Genomic DNA, 6,305 nt, shown 5'->3' on the forward strand with positions numbered 1-6,305 from the left:
GCGTAGCGGCGTGTCATCTCGATGTCCTGATGACCCAAGAGCTGCTGGAGGACTTCCAGCCGCATACCGGCATTTAAGAGCTCCGATGCATAGGTGTGCCTGAGGGCATGGACGGTGTAGCCCTTTTTATCGATTTCCGCCTCCCTGAGGTACTTGACGAAGCGTGTACGGGCCGTGCTGTAACACATGGGGGCATCGCCCTTGCCGTAGAAGATGAACACCTTCTCCGGGTCCCTCCATTTAAACCAGCGCTTTAAACAGAAGACCGCATCATTGCTCAGGTAGACCACTCTCCCCATGTCGTTCTTTTCCCCCTGGAACAGATTGACCTTCCTGTCCTTTAAGTCGACATCATTCATCGTAAGCCCCAATGCCTCGCCGATCCTCATGCCTGTGCGCAAGAGGAGAAAGATAAGCGCCCGGTCCCGGGTGTGGTCAATGATGGAGATAAGTTTCTTCACATCCTGGGGGTTCATGGCGCGGGGGAGCGTGTCGGGAAGCTTTAGTCTGATCCGTTTCTTGAAGACCGCCCCCGGGATGAGATCCTGATCGAGGAGGAAGTGGAGAAAGGCAACGATGCAGGCGAGTCTCGTCTTGACCGTGGAGATGCATATTCCCCGGTCCTGCTCATGCTCGATGAAGGCTTCGAGATCAGAACGCTCGATCTCCTTCAGCTCTGTCTTACCCGACTTCCCATACAAATCGAGGAAGAGCATGATTGAAGTGAAGGAGCTATCGATCGTCCTTTGCTTGTGGTTGAGACGCCACTTGTGGCGCAGATAGCTCTCGAAGTGCTCCCTGGCGGGGAGCTCCATACCGGAGAGCCTTTCGAGGGCGTGATTGATTGAGGGTTGCTCACGACGGTCGCGTGCTGCGTTGAGGTTGTTACTCCATGATCCGTTGGTTGTCGGTGTTATCTGGGTCATTTTCTTCCTCCTTTTCTTTGGAGAAAAAGCAGGTTAGATGATGACCCACAGCATTCTAAAGGTCAACCAATTTTGTTACGTATAGCAGGAAGAAGCGGATACTTTACTGCACCTACAACTAAACAGTCTTCCAGACCATGCAAAATAAGGATTACGGATTGGAAGAGAGTGTAAAATACGATCAAAACCCGGAAGGCTAACATTGTGGCCCGACCAATTTTTGGGGTATAGTCAAGGATGCAGAGATATTACAGCAATTATGGATTTGGTTCGGGGTGCACTGTAATATCGGAATTAGGTATGATTTTTTTGATACAACGTTCAATCTCTTCGGTGAGATCATGGGCTTCTCGTAATGTGAGATCACCGTTGATACGTACATGAAGATCTATGAACGATTGATAGCCGGCAGAACGAATACGGACGTTATGGCAATCCAGTATGCTTGGCAACGCCTCTACCATAGTGATGATTTTTTTCTCTGCCCCTGTTGGTGCCGAGTCCATGAGGGCATTGATTGTTCGCATACCCAATTTTGCACTTACCTGGATCACTATTATACCTACTATGAGTGCAGCAACAGTGTCTGCATAGTGGAGGAACGCATAGGCCTGCAGCCATTCATGAAGTTTCACACAGAACAAACCCAAAAGAACAACCGCTGAGCTCCAAATATCGGTACTGAAGTGTAATGCATCAGCTTCAAGTGCTTGACTGCTATATTTTCTGGCAGCCCGGTACAACATGCGTGATCGTGACGCATCCACAATAATCGATACAATGATGACGGCAAACGACCATACATTTACTTCTATTTCAATTTTTCCAGTAATAATACGCTGGAGGGCCGCATAGACGATCCAGAAACAGGTGACCAGTAGCAGTATTGTCTCGACGAAGGCAGAGAGGTTCTCCATTTTGCCGTGACCATAGGGATGCTCACTATCAGCAGGCTTGCTGGATTTATTCACAGCAAATGCGGTTATCCCAGCGGCAATTAGATCCAGTCCGGAATGGGCCGCCTCAGCAAGTATACCAAGGCTACCCGTCATCAAACCAACAATGACTTTTAATGCGGTCAGGCCAACCGCCGCAAACAAGGAGCTTATTGCAGCCCACTGCTTCTCTTTCTGTACCTTTGTTTCGGGATCCATTGCGCTTTCGGATTACATACTACTCTGATTAATACAAGTCAATTCTTTTTATGAAGGATTCTAAAAGAGGTATTTATTACCAGTTAAAAGAGTGCATGGAGAAAGAAAAGGAGAAAAACATAATTCAGGAAGCAATTTTACCAGACAATAATTCTATATTTTTAAAATAGTTCTTGACATAATATATATCCTTAAGGCACTATATATCATACAATTGATTGTATGAGGCTATATAGTAATAAAAAATATATAGAGAGGTGAACAATGGCTAAGAAAATAAAATCTTTTACGGTAGACGAAGAAATCTATAACTCACTCATTAACAAGTTTAAAGACAGGAATATTGAAACAAGTATTTCGTTTTTGCTTAATAAGCACCTCAAGGAGTTATTAGACTATATCGAGGCCATAGAGGAAGAATTAAAGAAATCGAAAGAACATACAGTACCCGTTTCATTTATCATAAATTCCTTGGGAGATTTGCCTAACTTTGATGTGTTCAAACAACAAGGGAAATCGGAAAAAAGGAAACTGCTAAAGGAAAATATTGAGAAATGGCAGAAGAAATACGATGAAGAAAAAGAGGAGAAAACGTCCCTTACGCTGAATCCCGCTGAATATAGAGAATACAAAGCTATTGAAAAGGAGTACGGAATAAATGATGCAATAAAATTTCTATTTAAGGTGTTGTCTAAACAAGTAAAAATGCGGCGGGAATTGACAGACGAAGAATATATGGCAGAAGAAAATGCAATAGGCAGTGGTTTTAGCAAATACAGAAAAGAAAAAATAGTACCGCAATTCGATAAGATTGACAAACACCTGGATAAATTTTTTAAGGGTTTCGAGATCAGGGTTAAAGAGGAACCAGCTAAGAAATAGAGTAAGGGAGGATTGAAACAAACTTGACACCGTCCAGGTACAAAAATATAATTCCTCAAGATCAATTAAAACTTGGGGGTGTCATAATGACAGGAACTATAAGATGTAACAAATGTAAGAAAAAAATGGACGGTGTGTGTGAATGCGGGAATTACAAATGTTTTGTGTCGATTTATTGGCATGGTGAATATCTCAATTTCAGAAAGGACGATCAGGGTTATGTGTTCACCTATGACAAGGCAAAAGATAAACTCATCGAGATCAATCACGCAATCAAAAAAGGAGAGTTTAATCCGGAAGATTGCAGTGATGAAAAGGTTGCTGAAAGAAAGTTTGAAAACATGATTGAAAAATGGCTAAACCAGAAAGAACAGGAGGTAAACTCAAACGAGTTGTCACCGGAGACGTTGCGACCCTATCGGTCGTATAGTCGCAATTATTACTCATTCTTTAATGGGTATGACGTAAGAGAAATAGATTTTGAACTATTAGAACATTTCAAGGATCATCTACCAAACGCACTTTCGTTAAAGATGAAAAGAAATATTTTAAGTGCACTTCACGTTTTCTTTGTCTGGCTCAGAAGGAAGGGAACAATAAAAGTATTTCCAGTGTGGCCTGAGATAAAAGGTAATGATTCAAAACCAATGGTGGCTTTGGATTTAGAAGAGCAAATGGAAGCACTGAAACGCATACCGGTAGAGCATAGAGACATTTACAGTTTTCTCATGGAAACAGGACTAAGACAGGGCGAAGCTTGCGCATTGAAGGTAAAAGACATAGATATGAAAAACGGGAATGCCTTGATCAGAAGGACATGGAGAGGTCCAAAGTTAGCTGAAACAACAAAGGGAAAGAATAAACGTTGGATCCCGCTATCAGATACGGCCTTCGAGATTGCAAAAAGAAATATTGAAGGAAAATTATCTGAGACATTTCTTTTTATTAATCCGGTCACAGGTCGCGGTTACAAACAGGAATGTTTACGAAAAAGATGGCGTAGACATTCAGGGTTTGACGTAACCCTTAAAGAGGCCACAAGACATTCTTTCTGTACGCAAATAGCTGAAGGCGGGATGTGCAATACGTTGCAGGCTCAAGAACTCATGCGACACTCTGACCTTAGAAGCACTCAGAAATATTTCCATGGAAGTATTGAGAAAATGAAGGGCATTGTGAATAACCGTGGAAAGGTTATACCAATGAATAAAACAATGAAAATAGAAATGGGTTAGAAATGATATGTGTAATAAATTAGTTAATAATTACAGTAGGTTATATTCGGAGAGGGTGGGATTCGAACCCACGGTACGCTTATTAGACGTACAGCCGATTTCGAGTCGGCCCCGTTATGACCACTTCGGTACCTCTCCTTTTCTTCGTGACTGAAAAAACCTCTTCAGGATGGCCTCAGATTTTTCTTTGAGAACGCCGCCCTGCACATCGATTTTGTGGTTAAGCGGCAGCGTATTCACATTAATGACAGAACCAAAGGCGCCCCCTTTCTCATCGAAACACCCGAAGACAACACGCTTGATCCTCGCTTCAACAATGGCTCCGGCACACATGATGCAGGGTTCCATCGAAACGTAGAGGGTGCAGTCCGTGAGACGGTAATTGTTAAGCATGTCCGCCGCCATATTGATGGCCAGTATTTCCGCATGAGAGGTCGGCCTGTTGGAGCGGATCGTCATGTTATGCGCACGGGCAATGACCTTTTTCTGCGGTGATATGATGATCGCTCCGACCGGCACCTCCTCCTCGGTAAAGGCCCTCTCGGCCTCTCTCAGACACATCTCCATGAAATGCAGATCATCCATGCCAACAATATACCTGTGATGGAAGGTAAAATCAATCGGAATAACCGATTAGAATTCCCCCTTGCATGAAATGCAAAAAGGGTTTATAACGTTCGATACTAAGAGCCGAACATGTACAGGAAGACAACGTCTCGAAAAGAGATAGACCTGATCCCTTCAGAACTCCGGGCAATCGAAGATCATAAGCACTACCTCTCTCAGAAAGAAGGTCGGGAAGTCCAGCTTGAGGAAGCGATCGTGGACTTTCTTATCGATTACGAAGCCGATTTTCTGAAGCGTAAACAGACTGAGGACGTTGCGCAGCAGAACGATGAGATCATGAAATATAAATGGATCGAATCAGAGCGGGAAGGCCACGACATCGGGGAAGAAACAGCGGCAATGGAATGGATCGAAAAATATGGTTCTATCTGGCGGACAGAGAGAGAGTCCCTTGAGAAGAATGCCTTTATGGAAATGGCGCTGGTGGTGGAAGACAGGGCGGGGGTCGTTATAGATATGACGGAATTGGCTGACATAGCCCGCAGAAATGATTGCGAACTCTATATCCATAAAGAGAGGATGAAATATTACAACTTCGTGTTATTCGGAAAGAAGGAATATCTGAACGTCAAGTCGATCCTTTGCCCGAAGCATTTTGAGGCGGTCAAGGGTGAAAAGATCGAATTCATCGCCACGGGTGAAGGGGCATTAAGGATTTTGCCCGAGGTGCGCAGCCTCATCAACAGCAAGAAAGACAGTGAATAGCATAAAGGCAGTGAATAGTGAATAGTAGATAGTGAAAGGTGAAAACCTTGTCCCCCGTTACTCGCCCCTTGTTTCTCGCGCCTCGATACTCGATGCTTGTCCAAACCGGTATCAAGTAACCAGTATCCAGCGACCAGTATCCGGTCTCTTACGCATTACTGGTTTCTCGATATACGATATACGAACTACGATATACGGCAGTGGATAGCGGCTTACGCCAGCTTTATACCCTTGAAGGCAGGGTGGGAGGAGCGTTCAACTGCATCTTTCATCTCCAGGACGTAAGGAGGTGGTGCTTCATCCTTCCAGCGGGGGTAACCGCCCACCCATACGTAGTGCACAAGCTGATGGAACTGTTGGTTACTGAACCGATATGCGCCGATGTTTACCATGCCCGATGATGTGTCAATGCCCATTGGTATCGTTGAAAGACCGGCATAATGCCCGATGACCTTTTCGACAAAATCCCTTGTTTTGAAGCCCTCGGGATTTTGCTTGAATGCTTCTGGTTTGTGAGGAAAGGGAAAGCTGTCATATAGCTCACCGATGAACCCCCGCAGATCAACCCCCGCTATTGCGCCCATGAGGTTGCCCATATCCCTGTATTCCAGGATATACACGTCAAGGGATATCGGTTTTTCATCGGGTAATCCTGCGGCAATATTGACGACGTCCCTGCAAAAATCACTTGCAAAGAAAAAATAGTTTTCAAGGATCAGCATATCGGTTTCAATATTAAAAAAACCGAACGCTATTTCACCGTGACTGAGAGAATC

7 protein-coding genes and 1 tRNA gene are annotated in these 6,305 nt (G+C 44.3%); 3 read left to right on the forward strand and 5 right to left on the reverse strand.

All coding sequences use genetic code 11. The features are described 5' to 3' along the window. A partial coding sequence (locus PHU49_13120) for a tyrosine-type recombinase/integrase (protein ID MDD5244949.1) occupies nucleotides 1-926 on the reverse strand: 926 nt, incomplete at its 3' end. Nucleotides 927-1,183: 257 nt separating this feature from the next. After that, the gene (locus PHU49_13125) at nucleotides 1,184-2,080 is read right to left on the reverse strand and encodes a cation diffusion facilitator family transporter (GenBank protein MDD5244950.1); all 897 of its coding nucleotides are present in this window, start codon (nucleotides 2,078-2,080) and stop codon (nucleotides 1,184-1,186) included. 264 nt (nucleotides 2,081-2,344) lie between these two features. On the opposite strand from PHU49_13125, the gene PHU49_13130 reads away from it, so the two are divergent. Together PHU49_13130 and PHU49_13135 are read left to right on the forward strand one after the other, a co-directional pair. Beyond that, a complete protein-coding gene (locus PHU49_13130) occupies nucleotides 2,345-2,962 on the forward strand; it encodes a hypothetical protein (GenBank protein MDD5244951.1) in 618 nt (205 codons plus the stop codon). Nucleotides 2,963-2,985: 23 nt separating this feature from the next. Continuing rightward, complete coding sequence (locus tag PHU49_13135; GenBank protein MDD5244952.1) at nucleotides 2,986-4,197, forward strand: tyrosine-type recombinase/integrase; 1,212 nt, start codon at nucleotides 2,986-2,988, stop codon at nucleotides 4,195-4,197. 47 nt (nucleotides 4,198-4,244) lie between these two features. Here PHU49_13135 and PHU49_13140 read toward each other — a convergent pair. Continuing rightward, nucleotides 4,245-4,335 (reverse strand) — tRNA-Ser (locus PHU49_13140). Continuing rightward, a complete protein-coding gene (gene tadA / locus PHU49_13145; protein MDD5244953.1) occupies nucleotides 4,312-4,782 on the reverse strand; it encodes a tRNA adenosine(34) deaminase TadA in 471 nt (156 codons plus the stop codon). Before tadA ends, PHU49_13140 begins: the two co-directional genes overlap by 24 nt. A 111-nt stretch (nucleotides 4,783-4,893) precedes the next feature. On the opposite strand from tadA, the gene PHU49_13150 reads away from it, so the two are divergent. Further along, entirely contained in the window at nucleotides 4,894-5,529 is a 636-nt protein-coding gene (locus tag PHU49_13150) for a hypothetical protein (GenBank protein ID MDD5244954.1), read from the forward strand. Nucleotides 5,530-5,741: 212 nt separating this feature from the next. Here PHU49_13150 and PHU49_13155 read toward each other — a convergent pair. After that, nucleotides 5,742-6,305: hypothetical protein (locus tag PHU49_13155; protein MDD5244955.1), on the reverse strand; the 564-nt coding region annotated here is incomplete at its 5' end.

Source organism: Syntrophorhabdaceae bacterium (assembly GCA_028713955.1).
Classification (GTDB): Bacteria; Desulfobacterota; Syntrophorhabdia; order Syntrophorhabdales; family Syntrophorhabdaceae; genus UBA5609.